This window comes from Streptomyces yokosukanensis, assembly GCF_001514035.1.
GTDB lineage: Bacteria > Actinomycetota > Actinomycetes > Streptomycetales > Streptomycetaceae > Streptomyces > Streptomyces yokosukanensis.
Genome location: NZ_KQ948227.1, coordinates 1 through 17577, shown reverse-complemented (window position 1 = coordinate 17577; position 17577 = coordinate 1). Strand labels below are relative to the sequence as shown.

At 68.7% G+C, this 17577-nt stretch carries 15 protein-coding genes; 6 read left to right on the top strand and 9 right to left on the bottom strand.

What is annotated here, in order from left to right; translation table 11 throughout:
- The first annotated feature begins 277 nt into the window (after positions 1–277).
- Together AQI95_RS37395 and AQI95_RS37390 are read left to right on the top strand one after the other, a co-directional pair.
- Positions 278–478 carry a helix-turn-helix transcriptional regulator gene (locus tag AQI95_RS37395; RefSeq protein ID WP_067134780.1) on the top strand — a complete coding sequence of 67 codons (201 nt, stop codon included), beginning with the start codon at positions 278–280 and terminating at the stop codon, positions 476–478.
- 84 nt (positions 479–562) lie between these two features.
- Entirely contained in the window at positions 563–1177 is a 615-nt protein-coding gene (locus AQI95_RS37390) for a GNAT family N-acetyltransferase (RefSeq protein WP_067134777.1), read from the top strand.
- Here AQI95_RS37390 and AQI95_RS37385 read toward each other — a convergent pair.
- Positions 1152–2201 (bottom strand): zinc-dependent alcohol dehydrogenase family protein, encoded by a 1050-nt coding sequence (locus AQI95_RS37385; RefSeq protein ID WP_067134775.1) that lies wholly within the window; start codon positions 2199–2201, stop codon positions 1152–1154. The genes AQI95_RS37390 and AQI95_RS37385 overlap by 26 nt on opposite strands.
- A gap of 30 nt (positions 2202–2231) precedes the next feature.
- On the bottom strand, positions 2232–4454 hold the full coding sequence (locus tag AQI95_RS37380; protein WP_067134773.1) for an MMPL family transporter: 2223 nt from the start codon (positions 4452–4454) through the stop codon (positions 2232–2234).
- Between the two features lie 161 nt (positions 4455–4615).
- Here AQI95_RS37380 and AQI95_RS37375 point away from each other — a divergent pair, with 161 nt between their 5' ends.
- The 4 genes from AQI95_RS37375 (at position 4616) to AQI95_RS37360 (ending at position 9141) form a co-directional block, all read left to right on the top strand.
- The gene (locus AQI95_RS37375) at positions 4616–5272 is read left to right on the top strand and encodes a TetR/AcrR family transcriptional regulator (protein ID WP_067134771.1); all 657 of its coding nucleotides are present in this window, start codon (positions 4616–4618) and stop codon (positions 5270–5272) included.
- Between the two features lie 173 nt (positions 5273–5445).
- Positions 5446–6396, top strand: coding sequence for a PrsW family intramembrane metalloprotease (locus tag AQI95_RS37370; RefSeq protein WP_067134769.1), 951 nt, complete (start codon positions 5446–5448; stop codon positions 6394–6396).
- 74 nt (positions 6397–6470) lie between these two features.
- Positions 6471–6710, top strand: a complete 240-nt coding sequence (locus tag AQI95_RS37365) for a heavy-metal-associated domain-containing protein (protein WP_067134767.1) — start codon at positions 6471–6473, stop codon at positions 6708–6710.
- Positions 6711–6888: 178 nt separating this feature from the next.
- Positions 6889–9141 (top strand): heavy metal translocating P-type ATPase, encoded by a 2253-nt coding sequence (locus AQI95_RS37360; protein ID WP_067134765.1) that lies wholly within the window; start codon positions 6889–6891, stop codon positions 9139–9141.
- A 617-nt stretch (positions 9142–9758) separates the two neighbouring features.
- Here AQI95_RS37360 and AQI95_RS37355 read toward each other — a convergent pair.
- The 7 genes from AQI95_RS37355 to AQI95_RS45550 all read right to left on the bottom strand — a co-directional run.
- Positions 9759–11048, bottom strand: coding sequence for a citrate synthase (locus AQI95_RS37355; RefSeq protein ID WP_067134763.1), 1290 nt, complete (start codon positions 11046–11048; stop codon positions 9759–9761).
- A 241-nt stretch (positions 11049–11289) separates the two neighbouring features.
- The gene (gene recD2 / locus AQI95_RS37350; RefSeq protein WP_067134761.1) at positions 11290–13581 is read right to left on the bottom strand and encodes an SF1B family DNA helicase RecD2; all 2292 of its coding nucleotides are present in this window, start codon (positions 13579–13581) and stop codon (positions 11290–11292) included.
- Positions 13582–13868: 287 nt separating this feature from the next.
- Positions 13869–14252, bottom strand: a complete 384-nt coding sequence (locus AQI95_RS47575) for a hypothetical protein (RefSeq protein WP_159056647.1) — start codon at positions 14250–14252, stop codon at positions 13869–13871.
- A 1-nt stretch (position 14253) separates the two neighbouring features.
- On the bottom strand, positions 14254–14874 hold the full coding sequence (locus AQI95_RS47570) for a hypothetical protein (RefSeq protein ID WP_159056646.1): 621 nt from the start codon (positions 14872–14874) through the stop codon (positions 14254–14256).
- A gap of 712 nt (positions 14875–15586) precedes the next feature.
- Positions 15587–15925 (bottom strand): YwqJ-related putative deaminase, encoded by a 339-nt coding sequence (locus AQI95_RS45555; protein WP_079071792.1) that lies wholly within the window; start codon positions 15923–15925, stop codon positions 15587–15589.
- A gap of 83 nt (positions 15926–16008) precedes the next feature.
- Entirely contained in the window at positions 16009–16488 is a 480-nt protein-coding gene (locus AQI95_RS37345) for an SUKH-3 domain-containing protein (RefSeq protein WP_067134759.1), read from the bottom strand.
- 27 nt (positions 16489–16515) lie between these two features.
- Positions 16516–17577 (bottom strand): YwqJ-related putative deaminase (locus AQI95_RS45550; RefSeq protein ID WP_279617044.1); only part of this gene is annotated, 1062 nt, incomplete at its 5' end.

The following is a 17577-nucleotide window of genomic DNA, read 5'->3' as shown; positions in this document are numbered from 1 at the left end:
CGGGCCCGGCCCGGCTCCGCGAAGGCTGCTTGCGTACTCGATGCGCCGCATCGACGCACCGGCGTACGCCTTTGCGGCGGCCGTGTCACAAACACCCCGTCTGCGTCACACATGTCCCACGTACGCGGGTTGTGCGTCACACCGTGTCGACAGGCGCTGTCCTCCGGTCACTGTGCGTCGTTCACCGGACGCAGGCTGGTGATCGCCAGCGCAGCGCCCGGCTCCCCCGACGGCCACCCCCGGCCGCCGCTGCGGCGCGCGCAGGGAGGTGCAACTCATGACCGACCAAAGGCTCTGGTCCTACAAGGAGATCGCGGCGCACATCAGAGTGCAGCCGGACACCGTACGGTCCTATCGCAAGCACGGGCTGCTGCCCGAGCCCGACCACGTGGAGGGCGGCAAGCCCTACTGGTACGCCGACACCGTCCGCGCCTGGGTCGCCTCCCGGCCGGGCAACCGCGGCCGCCAGCTGGACTGACCCCGGCCGCTCGTCCGCTCGCTCGCCCGGCAGCCGGCAGAAATCTTCTGTGCCCCACCGCCCGCGTGGGGCACAGTGCCGACCATGGACTTCTCCAGGAAACCCGTGCTGACCGGCGAGCGGACCGTGCTGCGCCCCTTCACCGCCGACGACGCCGAGGCGATGTGGGAGATCATCGGCGACCCCGAGGTGGTCCGCTTCACCTTCGCGCCGCGCACCGAACTCACCCTGGAGGGGCTGCGCTCCCACTACGGCGGGCGCACCGCCGAGCCCGGTCGGCTGGACCTCGCCGTCACCGACCCCGCCACCGGTGAACTGCTCGGCGAGGTCGTCCTGTACGACGTCGACACCCGCGCCCGCAGCTGTACGTTCCGCACCCTGCTGGGGCCGCGCGGCCGGGGCCGGGGCGCGGGAACCGAGGCCACGCGGCTGATCGTCGGCCACGGCTTCGAGCGCCTCGGCCTGCACCGGATCGAGTTGGAGGTGTACGGCCGCAATGCGCGGGCCCGGCGGGTCTACGAGAAGGTCGGGTTCGTGGTGGAGGGCGTGCGGCGCGAGGTGGCGCTGCGGGACGGTGTGTGGGAGGACGAGGTGGTGATGGCGATCCTCGAACACGAGTGGGCGGCCCACCGGGGGTACCCCGGGGCGGACCCGGCCGGCGCGGCCGTGCCGCTCACTTCCGGTGCCACGGCTCGATGACCGTGACGCCGGCCCCGCGTGCCGTGTCCATCGCCGCGAGAGCCGCCGGTGCCGCGTCGAGCGTGATGGTGGACGTCAGCAGCAGTTCGGGACGCAGGACGCCGGAGCGGACCAGGCGCAGCATGCCCGGGTAGGCGTGCGCGGCCATGCCGTGGCTGCCGAGCAGTTCGAGTTCCAGGGCGATGGCGCGGGCCAGCGGGACGGGCGTGGTGCCGTCCGGTGAGGGCAGCAGACCCACCTGCACATGCCGCCCGCGCCGACGCAGGCCGTTCACGGAGGCCGCGCAGGTGGCGGGCGAGCCGAGCGCGTCGAGGGAGAGATGGGCGCCGCCGCCGGTCAGCTCGCGGACGGCCGCGGCCGGGTCGGGCAGACCGGTCGCGTCGACGCACTCCGCGGCGCCGCATGTCCGTGCCAGGTCGAGCGCCCGGGGGGACACGTCGACGGCGACCACCCGGGCCCCGGCCGCCGCCGCGATCATCACCGCGGACAGCCCGACCCCGCCGCAACCGTGCACCGAGACCCACTCCCCCGCCGCCACCCGGCCCTGCTGCACCACCGCGCGGAACGCGGTGGCGAAACGGCAGCCGAGGGCGGCGGCGGTGGCGTACGCCATGTCGTCCGGGACCGCGACCAGGTTGACGTCGGCGTGGTCGAGGGCCACGTACTGGGCGAAGGAGCCCCAGTGGTGGAAGCCCGGCTGGGTCTGGCGTTCGCACACCTGCTGGTCGCCCGCCGCGCAGGCCGGGCAGGTGCCGCAGGCGCACACGAACGGCACCGTGACCCGGTCACCGGGCCGCCATCCCCCCACCCGGGAGCCCACCGACTCGACGACTCCGGCGAGTTCGTGGCCGGGCACGTGCGGCAGGGTGATGTCGGGGTCGTGGCCCGTCCAGCCGTGCCAGTCGCTGCGGCACAGGCCGGTGGCCTCCACCCGGACGACCACGCCGTGCTCCGCGGGCTTCGGGTCGGGCACCTCCCGGACCTCGGCCGGCTCACCGAACTGCTCGAACACCACGGCTCTCATGGGCCCACCCTGCCACGGCGACCGGTGGCCTCACACCCCCGCCGGCTCCTTCTCCCGCACCGGCGCCGCCGGCTCGCCCTCGCTGAGACCGAACCGTTCGTGCAGGCGCCTGAGCGGCGCCGGCGCCCACCAGGTGGCCCTGCCCGTGAGCCGCATGATCGCCGGGACCAGCAGGCTCCGGACGACCATCGCGTCCATCAGCACGGCGAGCGCGATACCGAGGCCGAGCATCTTGGTGTTGGTCACCCGTGAGGTGCCGATGGCGACCATCACCACCGCGAGGATGACCGCCGCCGCGGTGATCAGCCCGCCGGTGCGCTGCAGTCCGTGCTTCACCGCCGTGTCGTGGTCGCCGGTGCGGTCGTACTCCTCCTTGATGCGGGAGAGCAGGAACACGCCGTAGTCCATGGAGAGCCCGAAGGCCACGCAGAACATCAGCACGGGCAGGGTGGTCTCGATCGAGCCGGGGCTGGTGAAGCCGAGCGGTCCGGACAGGTGGCCGTCCTGGAAGACCCAGACGACGGCACCGAACATCGCCGTCAGACTGAGCGCGTTGAGTACCACCGCCTGGATCGGTATCAGCACGCTGCCCGTCAGCAGGAAGACCAGGAGCAGGGTGACGACGGCGATGAACACGGCTGCCCAGGGCAGGCGTTCGGCTATCGCGTGCTTGGTGTCGACGAGGACCGCCGCCGTGCCGGTCACCTTGGTGTCGAAGGGGGTGTGCAGTGCGCGCAGGTCGCCGACCAGGCGCTGGGCCGCGCCGTCCACGGCCTCCCCCCTCGGCTGCACCGTGAAGTAGGCGGCATCGCCCCTGACCAGCGGGCCGTCGACGCGGGCGACCTCGGGCAGGGCGGCGACCCGCCGCTGGTAGGCGGTGTACTGGGCGGCGGTGGCCGGGCCCTCGGCGAGGACCTCCAGGCCCCCGCCGGGGCTGCCCGGGAAGCCCTCGCGGATCTGGTCCTGCACCACGTGGGACTCGGCGGTCGAGGGGAGCTGGCGGTCGTCGGCGGTGCCGAACTTCACGCCCAGGAAGGGCAGTCCGAGGATCACCAGCAGGACGGTGGTGCCGAGGGCGAAGAGGGGGGCGCGGCGCATCACCAGGCCGGCGGCCCGTGCCCAGGCCCTGCCCTCGGCGGGCTTCGCGTCGCGGCCGCGGCGCAGCAGACGGCGCAGGTCCAGGGAGTTGACGCGGTGGCCGAGCAGGACCAGTGCGGCCGGCAGCAGGATCAGGGCGGCGGCCGCGGCGAGCAGGACCACGGCGATTCCGGCGTAGGCGAAGGAGCGCAGGAAGTACTGCGGGAAGACCATCATGGCGGCCAGGGACACCGCCACGGTGAGGGCGGAGAAGAGCACCGTGCGCCCGGCCGTGCGCAGGGTCGCCGCGACCGCGGCCAACGGGGCGGCGCCCGTGGACAGTTCCTCGCGGTAGCGGCGGACGATGAACAGGGCGTAGTCGATGGCCAGGCCGAGGCCGAGGGCCGTGGTGAGGTTGAGCGCGAAGACGGAGACGTCGGTGAAGGTCGTCAGGCCGCGCAGGACGGCGTTGGTGCCGAGGATGGCGACGATGCCGATGCCGAGCGGGAGCAGGGCGGCGACCGCGCTGCCGAAGACCATCACCAGCAGCACCAGAGTGATCGGCAGGGCGATCATCTCGGCGCGGGTGAGGTCCTCCTTGATGATCGTCTGCATCTCGTGTCGGACGGCGACGATGCCGCCGACCTTCACCCGGACCGGGCCGTGCGTGCCCCGGTAGTGGGGGGTTATGCGGTCGAGGGTCTTGGCCATCGCGTTGTCGTCGCCGGTGATGCGGGCGGCGATCAGGGCCTCGTGGCCGTCCTCGGCGCGCAGGGCGGGTGACCTGCTCTGCCAGTAGGAGCCGACGCCGGTCACCCCCTTCTCCCCCGCGAGCCGGCCGGCCAGGCCGCGGGCCTCGGCGGCGACCGCCTTGTCGTCGACGGAGGCGCGGCCCGAGTCGACCAGGAGCAGCACGTTCGGCTGGGAGTCGGGGAACTCGCGCTCCAGGGCCTTGGTCGCATACGTCGACTCGGCGGCCGGGTCCTCCCAGCCGCCGCTGCCGAGGCGGTCCGCGACACCGCTGCCGGCCAGCACGGCGAGTGCGGTGAGGACCAGGGCCACCAGCAGCGACAGACGCGGGCGGGCCGTCACGAATCGGGTCCAGCGGCCGATCCGGGGCGACGCCCCCGCCGGTGCCCCGCCCGCTGTCGACGGTGGCGTGTTGACTTCGGTCATCCTGCGGTGTCCCCTTCACCACGAGCCGTGCCCGCGCGGACAGGCGGCACGGAGGAGTCGTTGCCATAAACTGGCAAACACGAGAGATCGCTCGCGTTTCTCAAGAATGCGAGCGACCACTCGCATTTGTCAATGACCTTCTGGAGAGCTGGGGATAACGCGTGTCCGACACCTCGGAGCAGGAGCAGCCGCAGGCGAAGGAGCAGCCGCGCCGTCGGCAGGCCCGCGGGGAGCGCCGTATCGCCCAGCTGCTCGAAGCGGCCGCCCGGGTCTTCTGCACCACCGGCTACACCGCCGCCAGCACCAACGCCATCGCCCGCGAGGCCGGCGTCTCGCCGGGGACGCTCTACCAGTTCTTCCCGAACAAGGAGGCGATCGCGATCGAGCTGGGCGACCGGCTCGTCCACGACATGCGGGAGACCTACGGCGAGGCGCTGGCCCCCGTGGACCCCGCCACCCCGCTGGAGGAGGCCATCGGCTCCGCCATCGACCGGTTCATCACCTTCAACACCGAGCACCCGGTCTTCTTCGCGCTGATGCACGGCCCGGACATCCCGGGCCGGATGGCCGAGACGCACGACCAGCTGCACGCCACGCTGATCGGCCGGATCGAGGGCCTGCTCGCCTCCCTCATGCCCGGCGCCACCCCGGCCGACGTCACCCGCACGGCGCACATCTGCCTCGGCGTCTACAAGACCGGCCTGGAGCTGGTCCTCGCTCACGAGGGCGCCGAGCGCGACGCCTACGTCCAGGAGGTCAAGGACGTCCTGATCCGCTATCTGACACCGCTGATGGGCGACCGGCCCGGCCGCGACTGACCCCGGCACCACCAGCGGCGGCCACCCCCGGGAAGGCGGGAGCACCCGGCCGCGAAGTCCCCCGGTGAGCACCCGGGCCCCGGCGGCCGACGGGCTCCGCCCCGGACTGCGACGCCCGGCACATCTGCCTACAGTGCGGATAGATCGCCCAGCAGCTGTCCGAGGGGACCGACGTGAGCCACTCCCCGCCTCCCGGCACGCCCAAAGCCCGCATACCCGGCCCCCAGCAGCCGCCACCGCCCTACCCCCGCATCGGCGCGGGCCTGTGGCGGCGTTTCCTGGGCGGCGGGCTCGCACTGTGGGCGCTGACCGCGTGGGTCACGTACGAGACGCGCAACAGCGCGCCGCTGCCGACGCTGATCCTGCTCGGCAGCTTTCTCGTGCCGGTCGCCTTCGTGCTGTGGGCGTACGAGCGGCACAGCCGCGACCTGGGCGTCAGTGCGATCCTCGGCTGCTTCCTGGCCGGCGGGACCCTCGGCGTGCTCGGCACCTCGCTGATGGAGCCGTATCTGCTGCGCCCCTCCCCCGGGATGTTCGTCTGCGTGGGTCTGTTCGAGGAGGCGGCCAAGCTCGGGGCGCTGGTGTTCGTGCTGCAGCGCCAGCCGTACCTCCGCGGGCTGCGCGCCGGGCTGGTGCTCGGGGCGGCCGTCGGCTTCGGCTTCGCGGCCCTGGAGAGCGCCGGGTACGCCATCGGTGCCGCGCTGTCCACCGAGGGCATCGATCTGCGCGCCCTGCTGGAGACGGAGATCCTGCGCGGGGTGCTCGCCCCCGTCGGGCACGGCCTGTGGACGGCGATCGCCGGCGGCGTACTGCTGTCCCGGCGCCGCCTGAGCGGAGACTTCCGTGTCGGCACGCCGGTAATCGGCACCTACCTGGGCGTGTCCCTGCTGCACGCCCTGTGGGACTCCACGCACGGCCTCGCGATCTGGATGGTCGCCCGGCTGACCGGCACCGGCCTGGAGCGGGGGCTGTTCACCCTGGGGTACCTCGTCCGGCCCAGCGCCGAGCAGGAACACCTGTTCACGCTGTTCTCGGTCGGCGGGTCGGCCCTGGTGGCCCTGGCCGGGGTCGGCTGGATGAGGTCGCTGGCTCGCCGGGACTCCTCTTGGAGAAATACCCCCTAGGGGTATAGTCTGGGGAATGTGGGGCTCCCCCGCGGGCCCCACCGGCCCCACACGCCTCGACGAGGAGTAACGACATGACCGCCCACACCGACACCCCGGGCTCCGTCACCACGGTCTACAAGGTGACCGGCATGAGCTGTGGCCACTGCGAAGGCTCCGTCTCCGGCGAGATCTCCCAGATCCCCGGTGTCGGCTCGGTGAAGGCCGTCGCCTCGACCGGCGAGGTCACCGTGGTCTCCGCGGCACCGCTGGACGACGAGGCCGTGCGCGCCGCCGTGGACGAGGCCGGCTTCGAACTGACCGGCCGGGCCTGAGCGGCGGGGCACGCACGGAAGTCCTGAGAAGCAGGGCACGCACGGAAGTCCTGAGGAGCAGGGCGCGTACGACCGGTCCCGTCGTCGCACGCGGGGCCAGAAACCTTTCCCCGACCGGGCCGCGCCGACCAGCTGATACTGGCTCCGCACGGTCCGGTCCGATGTCTGGAGTCCGGACATGACCAGCACCACCGCGGAGAACGCGACCGCGATAGCCGACACCTCGCAGGTCGAGCTGCTCATCGGCGGGATGACCTGCGCCTCCTGCGCCGCCCGGGTGGAGAAGAAGCTCAACCGGATGGAGGGCGTCAGCGCCACCGTCAACTTCGCCACCGAGAAGGCGAAGGTCGCCTTCGGCGAGGGCGTCGGGGTGGCCGACCTGATCGCCACCGTGGAGAAGACGGGGTACACCGCCGAGGAGCCCGCGCCGCCGGAACCGGAGCCCGAGACGGCCGCGGACACCCCCGAGCGGGATCCCGAGCTGGGCGCGCTGCGCCACCGGCTGCTCGTCTGCGCACTGCTCGCCGCACCCGTGGTCCTGCTCGCGATGGTCCCGGCGCTGCAGTTCGACAACTGGCAGTGGCTCTCCCTCACCCTCGCCGCCCCCGTCGTCGTCTGGGGCGGGGCGCCCTTCCACCGGGCCGCCTGGACCAACGCCCGACACGGCGCCGCCACCATGGACACGCTGGTCTCGGTCGGCACGCTGGCCGCGTTCGGCTGGTCGCTGTGGGCCCTGTTCTTCGGCGACGCGGGCATGACCGGCATGCACGACGAGTTCCGCTTCACCGTCTCGCCCATGGACGGCGCCTCCACCATCTACCTGGAGGTCGCCGCGGGCGTCGTCGCCCTGATCCTGCTCGGCCGCTATCTGGAGGCCCGCTCCAAGCGGCGCGCGGGAGCGGCCCTGAAGGCGCTGATGGAGCTGGGCGCCAAGGACGTCGCCGTACTGCGCGACGGCCGCGAGGTACGCGTCCCGGTCGGATCCCTGGCCGTCGGCGACCGGTTCGTCGTCCGGCCCGGCGAGAAGATCGCCACCGACGGCACGGTGATCGAGGGCCTCTCCGCGGTGGACGCGTCCATGCTGACCGGCGAGTCGGTGCCGGTGGACGTCGGTCCGGGCGACCGGGTCACCGGCGCCACGGTCAACGCGGGCGGCCGGCTGGTCGTCGAAGCCACCCGGGTCGGCTCCGACACCCAGCTCGCCCGGATGGCCAGGCTGGTGGAGGACGCGCAGAACGGCAAGGCCGAGGTGCAGCGGCTCGCGGACCGGATCTCCGCGGTCTTCGTCCCGGTGGTCATCCTCATCGCGCTCGGCACCTTCGGCGTCTGGCTGGGCGTCACCGGCGACACGGTCGCCGCGTTCACCGCCGCCGTCGCCGTCCTGATCATCGCCTGCCCCTGCGCCCTGGGCCTCGCCACACCCACCGCGCTGATGGTCGGCACCGGGCGCGGCGCCCAGCTCGGCATCCTCATCAAGGGCCCCGAGGTACTGGAGTCCACCCGCCGCGTCGACACGATCGTCCTCGACAAGACCGGCACCGTCACCACCGGCCGGATGACCCTCCAGGCGGTGCACGTCGCCGACGGCGAGGACGACGAGCAGTTGCTGCACCTCGCCGGCGCCCTGGAACACGCCTCCGAACACCCGATCGCCCAGGCCGTCGCCGCCGGAGCCGCCGCCCGGGTCGGCACGCTGCCGGAGGTCGAGCGTTTCGAGAACGTCCCCGGGCGGGGCGTACGCGGGCGCGTGGAGGGTCGCGAGGTGGCCGTGGGCCGCCTCTACGACGAGCTGCCGCAGGAGTTGGCCGACGCGGCCCGCGAGGCCGAGCAGCAGGGCCGTACGGCCGTCGTGGCCGGCTGGGACGGGCGGGCCCGCGGCGTCCTGGCCGTCGCCGACGCGATCAAGGACACCAGCGCCGAGGCGGTGCGCGAGCTGCGCGCCCTCGGGCTCACACCGGTGCTGCTCACCGGCGACAACCGGACGGTCGCCGAGGCGGTCGCCCGGACCGTCGGCGTCGACGCCCCGAACGTGTTCGCCGAGGTGCTCCCCGAGGACAAGGTGGACGTCGTACGGGGGCTGCAGCGCGAGGGGCGGACCGTGGCCATGGTCGGCGACGGCGTCAACGACGCGGCCGCGCTCGCCACCGCCGACCTGGGCCTGGCCATGGGCACCGGCACCGACGCCGCGATCGAGGCCGGCGACCTGACGCTGGTGCGCGGGGACCTGCGCGTGGCCGCCGACGCCATCCGGCTGTCCCGGCGGACGCTGGCCACGATCAAGGGCAATCTGGTGTGGGCCTTCGGCTACAACGTGGCCGCGCTGCCGCTGGCCGCCGCCGGGCTGCTCAACCCGATGATCGCCGGCGCGGCCATGGCCTTCTCGTCGGTCTTCGTGGTGACCAACAGCCTGCGGCTGCGCCGCTTCCGCTGAGGCCCCGCGAACCGGCCGCGAAGTACCGCGGACTCACGGGCGGTTCGGCGCAAGCCGAAGTAAGAGACCCTCTAGAGTCCGACGCGAGCCTCACATAAGCTCTTCACAAGGCTCGCGCATCTTCCTTACGCTTGGGCCCCGATCGTCGTATCGGGGCTCTTGCGCACCTAAAGGACATATGCAAGAGACGCAGATCACAGTGATGCGAACGTAACCATCGAAGGGGTTCGAAGGTCTAAGTTGGCGATGTCGGTTCGGCGTCTTGGGGGGCGTCAACCGGCATCTGGGGATGTCTTGGGGGACTTCCTCAGAGATGCGTTGCCGGGGCACGTACACCGGGGAGCTTTGAGCGGCCCTCCCAGCGTGCGTTGTCCCGGCAGATCGCACCGCATCACTGGAGCAGGACGAGTTTTGCTCATTCTGCTCGACGACAGCGATTCAGGCGCTGTCCTCTCCGAGCGCCCGGCCGGATCCCGTGGGGGGAATCCGCACCGGGACATGGGAAGGCGCCCTGACCGTCGGCCCGTGGGGGGACCGGCGGCAGGGCGCCTTCTACTTCTTGGCGGATCGGCCCGCCTGCGGGGCACCGGTTGAGCGGCGCCCCTCACCCGCAGGTGTCAGCGCTCCTCGACCGGCACGAAGTCGCGCTCGACGACGCCCGTGTAGATCTGGCGCGGGCGACCGATGCGGGAACCCGGCTCCTTGATCATCTCGGTCCACTGAGCGATCCAGCCCGGCAGCCGGCCGAGGGCGAACAGGACCGTGAACATCTCGGTCGGGAAGCCCATGGCCCGGTAGATCAGGCCGGTGTAGAAGTCCACGTTCGGGTAGAGGCTGCGCGAGACGAAGTAGTCGTCGGAGAGCGCGTGCTCCTCGAGCTTCAGGGCGATGTCCAGCAGCTCGTCGGACTTGCCGAGAGCGGAGAGGACGTCGTGCGCGGCAGCCTTGATGATCTTGGCGCGCGGGTCGAAGTTCTTGTAGACCCGGTGGCCGAAGCCCATCAGGCGGACGCCGTCCTCCTTGTTCTTCACCTTGCGGATGAAGGTGTCGACGTCGCCACCGGTCTCCTGGATGCCCTCCAGCATCTCCAGGACGGACTGGTTGGCGCCGCCGTGCAGCGGGCCCCACAGGGCGCTGATGCCGGCCGAGATCGACGCGAACATGTTCGCCTGCGACGAGCCCACCAGGCGGACCGTGGAGGTCGAGCAGTTCTGCTCGTGGTCGGCGTGCAGGATCAGCAGCTTGTCGAGCGCGGAGACGACGACCGGGTCGAGGTCGTACTCCTGGGCGGGGACCGAGAAGGTCATGCGCAGGAAGTTCTCGACGTAACCGAGGTCGTTGCGCGGGTAGACGAACGGGTGGCCGATCGACTTCTTGTACGCGTACGCCGCGATCGTCGGCAGCTTGGCGAGCAGCCGGATCGTGGAGAGGTCGCGCTGCTTCTCGTCGAACGGGTTGTGGCTGTCCTGGTAGAAGGTGGACAGCGCCGAGACGACCGAGGACAGCATGGCCATCGGGTGGGCGTCGCGCGGGAAGCCCTTGTAGAAGTTCTTGACGTCCTCGTGCAGCAGCGTGTGCCGCGTGATGTCGTTCTTGAACGTCGTCAGCTCGTCGACGGTGGGCAGCTCGCCGTTGATCAGCAGGTACGCCACCTCGAGGAAGGTGGAGCGCTCGGCCAGCTGCTCGATGGGGTAGCCGCGGTAGCGGAGGATGCCCGCCTCGCCGTCGAGGTAGGTGATCGCGGATTTATAGGCGGCCGTGTTGCCGTACCCGCTGTCCAGAGTCACCAGACCGGTCTGGGCGCGGAGCTTCCCGATGTCGAAGCCCTTGTCGCCGACGGTGCTGTCGACCACCGGGTAGGTGTACTCGCCGTCGCCGTACCGCAGTACTACAGAGTTGTCGCTCACGTCTTCCCTCACCGACGTAGTGCCTCATCTTCGAGGTGCCCTGACTGTCTCTACCATCCCCCATTTGGCTCAGGAGAGTGCACTCGGGGTCGACCATTGGGCCCATTGGCGGCACTGAGTGCCGCCAACTTGCCATCCTGCCCCCTCCGAACGGCATCTGGAAGTGCTCTGTGACCTTCACGACTCATTTGATCGATCATTTTTTGTGATGCCGCCCGCCGGTCGTACGAGCGTGTGACGCCTACGTGTCCGAAACGGTGACGCCGCCCCTTCCTTCGGGTGACGCCAGCCTGAAGTCGAGGGCCGTGCAGCGCCGACCGGCCGACACCGTGCGCACCGCCTGCCCGATCGCCTTGCGCGAACCGACGAGGACCACCAGCCGCTTGGCCCGGGTGACCGCCGTGTAGAGCAGGTTCCGCTGGAGCATCATCCATGCTCCGGTCGTGACGGGAATCACCACGGCGGGATATTCGCTCCCCTGCGAACGGTGGATGGTCACCGCGTACGCATGGGCCAGTTCGTCCAGTTCGTCGAATTCGTACGGAACCTCCTCGTCTTCGTCCGTCAGCACCGTCAGGCGCTGGTCGACCGGGTCGAGCGACGTGACGACACCGACGGTGCCGTTGAAGACGCCGTTCTCCCCCTTCTCGTAATTGTTGCGAATCTGGGTCACCTTGTCGCCGACGCGGAAGACCCGGCCGCCGAACCGCTTCTCGGGCAGGTCGGGGCGGCCTGGCGTGATGGCCTGCTGGAGCAGTCCGTTCAGGGTGCCCGCACCCGCCGGGCCCCGGTGCATCGGCGCGAGCACCTGGACGTCCCGTCGCGGGTCGAGCCCGAACCTGGCCGGAATGCGCCGCGCCGCCACGTCCACGGTGAGCCGCCCGGCCTCCTCGGTGTCGTCCTCGACGAAGAGGAAGAAGTCCTTCAGCCCGTCGGTGACCGGATGCTGCCCGGCGTTGATCCGGTGCGCGTTGGTGACGACGCCGGACTGCTGGGCCTGCCGGAAGACCTGGGTGAGCCGGACGGCGGGGACGGGACTGCCGTCGGCCAGGAGATCCCGGAGGACCTCGCCGGCGCCGACGCTGGGCAGCTGGTCGACGTCCCCGACGAAGAGCAGATGGGCCCCCGGCGGCACGGCTTTGACCAGTTTGTTGGCGAGCAGCAGATCGAGCATGGAGGCCTCGTCGACCACGACCAGGTCGGCATCGAGGGGCCGGTCCCGGTCGTACGCCGCGTCCCCTCCGGGCTTCAGCTCCAGCAGCCGGTGCACGGTGGAGGCCTCCGCCCCGGTCAGCTCGGCGAGCCGCTTGGCGGCCCGGCCGGTCGGCGCGGCGAGCAGCACCTTGGCGCGCTTGGCGCGGGCCAGCTCCACGATCGAGCGAACCGTGAAGGACTTGCCGCAGCCGGGCCCGCCGGTGAGGACGGCGACCTTGCGCGTGAGCGCGAGCTTGACGGCGGCTTCCTGCTCGGGGGCGAGGTCGGCGTCGGTGCGCGACTTCAGCCAGCCCAGGGCCTTCTCCCACTCGACGTCCCGGAATCCCGGCATCCGGTCCTGATCCGTGCGCAGGAGGCGGAGGAGCTGGGCGGACAGGGACAGCTCGGCACGGTGGAAGGGGACGAGGTAGACGGCGGTGACGGGCTCGGAGTCGTCGCCGTCCGGGCCGGGCACCTTCTCCCGTACGACACCGGGCTCCGCGCCGTCCTCGCCCGGCCGGGCCAGCTCCGCGAGGCACTCGATGACCAGTCCGGTGTCGACGGCGAGCAGCTTCACGGCGTCGGAGATCAGCCGCTCCTCCGGCAGGTAGCAGTTCCCCTGGTCGGCGGACTGGGACAGTGCGTACTGCAGACCGGCCTTGACGCGCTCCGGGCTGTCGTGCGGAATCCCGACGGACTGGGCGATCTTGTCGGCGGTGAGGAATCCGATGCCCCAGACGTCGGCGGCGAGCCGATAGGGATGGTTCTTCACGACGGAGATCGACGCGTCGCCGTACTTCTTGTAGATCCGTACGGCGATGGACGTCGACACCTCGACGGTCTGGAGGAAGAGCATGACCTCCTTGATCGCCTTCTGCTCCTCCCAGGCGTCGGCGATCTTCCTGGTCCGCTTGGGACCCAGCCCCGGGACCTCGATGAGCCGCTTGGGCTCCTCCTCGATGACGCGCAGGGTGTCAGTGCCGAAGTGCTGGGTGATGCGGTCGGCGAAGATCGGCCCGATCCCCTTGACCAGCCCGGACCCGAGGTAGCGCCGGATGCCCTGGACGGTGGCGGGCAGGACGGTCGTGTAGTTCTCGACGTGGAACTGCTTGCCGTACTGAGCGTGGGAGCCCCAGCGGCCCTCCATCCGGAGGGATTCACCCACCTGGGCTCCGAGCAACGCGCCGACGACCGTCAGGAGATCGCCGGCGCCTCTTCCGGTGTCGACCCGGGCGACCGTGTAGCCGTTCTCCTCGTTGGCGTACGTGATCCTCTCCAGCACGCCTTCGAGCACGGCGAGCTTCCGCTCACCGGTCTGGGTCCCCGCCTGTTGCGCCATGATCCAACGGTACCGGTGGGGTGTGACAGCGGGGGCGGCACGCCGCAACCCGGTGCCCCGGGCTGACGGCAACGATCAGACGAAGCAGCCCTCCGCGTCCAAGTCCGTCAGCCCGTGCGAGAACCGCGAGAATGCGTCGAACTCGTCCGCCAACAGAATTCAGCAATCAGAGGTCTCATATCCCACGCCACGCAGAGTCCCGCACACGCACCCTGACCATTCCTTCAGCCTCCGTGCCGATTCCACGGCCGGGGGACCAGCCGTCCTTGGTGATCCATTTCCATGCATCAGCATCTGGCTTCAACGAAATCGAGAACTTCCAGAAGTCGAGACTGCTCCACCTCCGGCACGACATAGTCATGCACCTTGATCTTGTTGAGGAATTCGTCTGGAGGTAGGACATGGTGAAGGTGTACATAACGCCAGAGATCGGCCCTCCATAGCCACTCCCCGCCAGCCAGAAGGGAATCTCCGCTCAGAAATCCCTGTTCAGGATCGAGCACATCGACTGCGACACCCATCAGGCCGATGATTTCATGGCCAGAGCGACGGCACTCGACAATGCCACTCTCGTCGCCGCACGGAGTTGGCGCGAGGAATCTCCGAATACTCCCGACCGAAGTACCAAAAACCGGGGGCCACAGCTCTTGAAAGAATCCTGCAATCTTCACTCTATGCACCTGCTCTAATGCCTAATCGGAAAGAAGGTTCACCAAGAGATCCCTCGACCACTGTTCCACTATGGCAACTGATCAGCCTGGCAGGCCCACCGTTGTGGCCGGGGTTGTTTCTGACGGCTTCAGCGAAGTGTGTGGGATGGATCTCGCCCGCAGGAAAGCTCACGCCAGAATGGTTCACCCGGCCAGGCGCAAAGTGCCTCTGATTGTTCCCTTGCACCACGGCGTCGTGGTAGCCATCCAAAGGTTTGACCTTCTCAAAGTTGGTCAGCGTACTGTCGTCATAACCAACCGCTGTTGAACCTTCCCGGAAGTACACATGGTCACCTGTTTCCAGCACAATGTCGCCATGCACCTTGGGCGGAGCGGGTATGGTCGAATCCGTGCCCCATCTCGCCTCGTAGTCCCGCCCATTTGCCATGTGTGTCGGATCATCAACCGACATGGTTGGAGAACCGGCCTCGTGCGCAACGGTTCCTTCATGTCCCATGCTGTCCGATGCGTCTTCCGCATGACCGTGGCCTGACGCCCCATCCGGTTCCGGATGATGGCTGGGCGCGTCTCCCGAGTGCGATCCGTGCACGGCATCGTCGCTTGCATGCGGTGTGTCGGACATTCCATGACCGCTGTGTGCTACGCCGCCGGCGCCATCGTGACCTACATTCACCGATGCAAGCGAGGCATGCGTGGAGTGTGCTCCGTCAGTGACGAGGTTGTCGGCGGAAGTTGCAGTACCTCCTACGACGCTTTCACCTATGTACCCGGAGCTGTCGTCGACGCGAGTAGTCGCGTCGACCAGGGCCGGTTCCTGGACCGGGGAGCCGGTGCGCGGCACGTCCCAACCCGATTGACGGTGTCGAGCACGCCCCGGCCGACGTGGTCGACAAGTCGGCTGCAGGTGTTCCGAGGGCGTACGGCAGCCGATCCCGTTGTACGACGGAGACACGCTCGCCATCATGGAGCTGGCCGCGGCACTCGGAACGGTTCTGTTCCCTGTGGGATATGAGACCTCGGATTGCGGAATTCTGTTGGCGGACGAGTTCGACGCACGATGAAGCAGACCGGCAAGGCGCTGCTGGCGTGGGACCGTGTGGATGACACGCAGTGCAGGCCAGAGTGAGGGGCAGTGGGATGCCTTGCGTTCGGCCTCCTGCACACGCACTCTGACCACGTGCCCCGGTCAGCTGTGAACCGTCACGCGGCGTGCCGTCGAGCCACAGTCGGGCCCTGTGATGAGAAAGCCACTGATCCGAGATTCGACCCGCATGGGACCGATCAGGCCCCAGAAGGCGAAGATCGTGGCTCCGACGGCTCACCACACGGCGCGTTCACTCAATTACTGTGATTCCGAGTGCCTGCAAAAGAGCTGAACAGACAGGGCACGGGGCCGTAGGCTTCCCGTGGTCCGGGTTGCCGGGCTCTCGAATCATGCGAGATACCAGAGCGCTGCCGTGGAATCGGGAAGCCGCTTCCCGGATGGTCACATTACGGCCGTCTGTGCGTGTCGAGTCCATCTCCCACAACTGGTCCGACACCAAGGCCGACTCTGCGCACCGACCGGTGAACCTCCTGCGCGTCTCCTCGGGCAGCGACTCGACGAACTCTAGTACCGCGGGGTGCAGGTTGGGCGTACCCGGGCCGACAAGACTGGTTTGGCTCAACACCATGCCATGGATTAGCAGGGAAGAAGAGACTGCAGGGATCTCAATCAAAACAGCACTCCATACAGAAAGTCGACCACATTCTGCTACTACTCCACAAAAAAGTCTTCTGCGTCGACTATGCTTACATTATCAATAAACCTGGCGAACATGTCATCCACACCCGCTCCAACATAATAAGAGCCAGTGTGATGCAGATAGAAGAACCTCTCCCCCTCATCCACAAGAAGAAGAGAAAGGTCCGCAGTCTCATACCCGACAGGGAAAAGCAGCTGCCCTAGATTCGCCGCAAGCTCCGCAATTTCCTCGACATCCCCTTCGTGCCGGGCTTTCGGGTCCATGACCAGCGACCTCCCCTGAGCCCTTGGATGCGGCAGCTCCAGCAGGCCGTACGAGTGAACAATTTCGACGGCCTTCCCGAAAGGCGTCAAGGGATATCCCTGACGTTCGGCATCCTGGAGCCTGAAGTTAATCAACTCCTGAGCTTGCTCCCCGATGTCGCGACCAGGAAACCAGCCATTTTCCACCAGCCACTCAGACGCGCTCAATCGCGACCTGCCGACACCCATAAGTCACCCCTTCTTCTGGAACCACTATCAATGAGCATGAATCCCGAAAGCAGGAAGCACATGCTTACAAGTACCACAGGGAGGCAGGTAGTCGTTGTGGTGGCGCTCAATACCGTTTCGCTCGAAATCGCCTATCCGCCTGGTATGTATGGCACTACCTTCGAGTATACGCCTCGCATCCTCCACGGTTTGAATCTTGGCACCCGCCCCTTCCAACTGATGCAAGCGATCGCTGATCAGGGAGATCTCAGCACACTTCCCGTGCCCCACACCAATCTCGGGCAAAGTCCCTGCATCAAAATCATCCTTAATCTTTTTCAGAATCACCTCCAGAACTTGATGCGTGTGTGGAAGTTTCTGGCCATGCATTTTGGTGGTACTCGAGTGAACGGTTATGACGTTGTCGTGCAGAAAGCTTCCGACGCAACCATCCTTGAGTTTGTTCTCCCCGGGCGCCGATGGGCCAGAGGCTGCATCAAGAGCGCCGTCAGCCCCCCTTGAAGCTTCCTGCTCCAGCACTAGCAGTTGCTGGTCATGCGGCAAGTGGCTCACATCCAGGGCCGGGCGCCGATAGTGCCGCATCTTCCCCGCACTCTCCCCATGCCAGTCAGGCTGCGGATCCAGCGGCACGCCCTCGGGGTGGCCACCCAAGTCGTTCGGCCCGACCCCATCCGGACCGCTGGGGTAGCCCTCGCCTCCACCGATGTGATGTCCGTAGTCGGCATGACCTTCGCCGGGAACATCATGGCCCGAAGACTCCGCATGGTGCTCGTCGCTGCCCAGATGGGCGTCGTCGCCGGAGTGCCGGTGCGATTCCGGGTCATGCTGGCCGCCAGGCTTGGTCTCGTGAGAGCCGCCGTGGTGCTGTGAGGTGGGTCCAGCACCGTGATCGTGGGATGCACCACCGGGCATATGGTTCGCGCTCCCGCCCGGCAGGTGGTCGGCCGTGCCTCTGGGGAGGTGATCCGTAGCGCCGAGGGGCAGGTGGTCGTCGGCGTGCACGGTCGGCACGGTTGCGTCGTCACCGACGCGGCCCACGTCTCCGAGGTCGGTGTCCAGGCTGTCGCCGAGCTTGATGTGTTCGCCGGC

Coding starts and splice junctions, on each gene's coding strand:
- AQI95_RS37395 (WP_067134780.1), top strand. CDS start 278: ATGACCGACCAAAGGCTCTGGTCCTACAAGGAGATCGCGGCGCACATC.
- AQI95_RS37390 (WP_067134777.1), top strand. CDS start 563: ATGGACTTCTCCAGGAAACCCGTGCTGACCGGCGAGCGGACCGTGCTG.
- AQI95_RS37385 (WP_067134775.1), bottom strand. CDS start 2,201: ATGAGAGCCGTGGTGTTCGAGCAGTTCGGTGAGCCGGCCGAGGTCCGG.
- AQI95_RS37380 (WP_067134773.1), bottom strand. CDS start 4,454: ATGACCGAAGTCAACACGCCACCGTCGACAGCGGGCGGGGCACCGGCG.
- AQI95_RS37365 (WP_067134767.1), top strand. CDS start 6,471: ATGACCGCCCACACCGACACCCCGGGCTCCGTCACCACGGTCTACAAG.
- AQI95_RS37360 (WP_067134765.1), top strand. CDS start 6,889: ATGACCAGCACCACCGCGGAGAACGCGACCGCGATAGCCGACACCTCG.
- recD2 (WP_067134761.1), bottom strand. CDS start 13,581: ATGGCGCAACAGGCGGGGACCCAGACCGGTGAGCGGAAGCTCGCCGTG.
- AQI95_RS47570 (WP_159056646.1), bottom strand. CDS start 14,874: ATGTCCGACACACCGCATGCAAGCGACGATGCCGTGCACGGATCGCAC.
- AQI95_RS45555 (WP_079071792.1), bottom strand. CDS start 15,925: ATGGTGTTGAGCCAAACCAGTCTTGTCGGCCCGGGTACGCCCAACCTG.
- AQI95_RS37345 (WP_067134759.1), bottom strand. CDS start 16,488: ATGGGTGTCGGCAGGTCGCGATTGAGCGCGTCTGAGTGGCTGGTGGAA.